The sequence below is a fragment of the Streptomyces sp. SYSU D01066-1 genome (assembly GCF_054956795.1).
This window is the reverse complement of the sequence record NZ_JBUDHV010000085.1, coordinates 1-1,104: the sequence shown is the minus strand read 5'-3', so window position 1 is coordinate 1,104 and position 1,104 is coordinate 1. Positions and strand designations below refer to the sequence as shown.

Sequence of the window (1,104 nt, the reverse complement as noted above, 5' to 3'; positions counted from 1 at the left end):
AGTGAGCGTTTGGTTCGCTGGTGTCCGTTTGGTTCGGGGTTAGGTGTCGCGCCAGTTGGTGGTGGTTTCCTGGGTGACTCGGCGGCTCATGAGGTCGATGGCGGCGACGCGGATCATGGCGGCTGATCGGTGTGGGTGGGTTTCGTAGTCGCGGGCCAGGCGGCGGTGGTGCATGAGCCAGCCGAGGGTTCGTTCGATGACCCAGCGGCGTGGTTGGACGGTGAAGGTGTGGCTGCCGGGGGTGCGGTGGACGACTTCGAGGTCGATGCCGTGGGTGGCGGCGTGTTCGACGGCGGCGTTCTTGTATCCGGAGTCGGCCCAGGCTTTGGTGACGCGGGGGTGGCGGGCGGCGATCTGGTCCAGGAGGTGGGTGCCGGCGGTGGAGTCGTGGATGGCCGCGGAGGTGACCAGGACAGTGAGGAGTAGGCCGAGAGTGTCGGTGGCGATGTGTCGTTTGCGACCGGCGATCTTTTTGGCGGCGTCGTAGCCCTGGTCGGCGAGGTGGACGTTGGCGGAGGTCTTGACCGACTGCGAGTCGAGTACGCAGGCGCTGGGGTGGGCATCGCGCCCCTCGCGTTCTCGGACGAGCCGGCGGAGGAGGCCGGTGAGCTGGTCGAAGATGCCGTCGGTCTCCCATTTGGCGAAGTATCCGTAGACGGTTTGGTGAGGGGGGAAGTCGTGCGGGAGGTAGCGCCAGGGGATGCCGGTGCGGTCGACGTAGAGGATGGCGTCCATGAGGTCGCGCAGGTCGTGGGTGGGGCGGCGGATGCCGGCTCGGGCGTCCCGCCAGGCTTGGAGGGTGGGGCGGATGAGTTTCCATCGCGCGTCGGACAGGTCGCTGGGGTAGCGGCGCCTGGGCTGCATACTGCCGGAGTACGGGACCGTGGCCGGCGCGGGGAGAGTGTGCGGGTCGCCGGTGGAAGCATCGGGGCAAGCCGGGGCACTGTTAAATGAGACGGTGCATTGCTGGACGAAAACATGAGCCGGTCAGACTCGCCAACTGGGTCATTGAGGGCTTATCCCCGTATACGGGGTCGTCGTACAGCGACCATGCCGGGGCGCAATCTGCCAAGAACTACCGCGAAAGCGAACCAAACGCTCACT

At 66.6% G+C, this 1,104-nt stretch carries 1 protein-coding gene; it reads right to left on the bottom strand.

Annotation, left to right across the window (positions count from 1 at the left end; all coding sequences use genetic code 11):
• Positions 1 to 39: 39 nt before the first annotated feature.
• Complete coding sequence (locus ACY1JF_RS31895) at positions 40 to 864, bottom strand: IS5 family transposase (RefSeq protein WP_462708757.1); 825 nt, start codon at positions 862 to 864, stop codon at positions 40 to 42.
• Positions 865 to 1,104: the final 240 nt, after the last annotated feature.

Coding starts and splice junctions, on each gene's coding strand:
- ACY1JF_RS31895 (WP_462708757.1), bottom strand. CDS start 864: ATGCAGCCCAGGCGCCGCTACCCCAGCGACCTGTCCGACGCGCGATGG.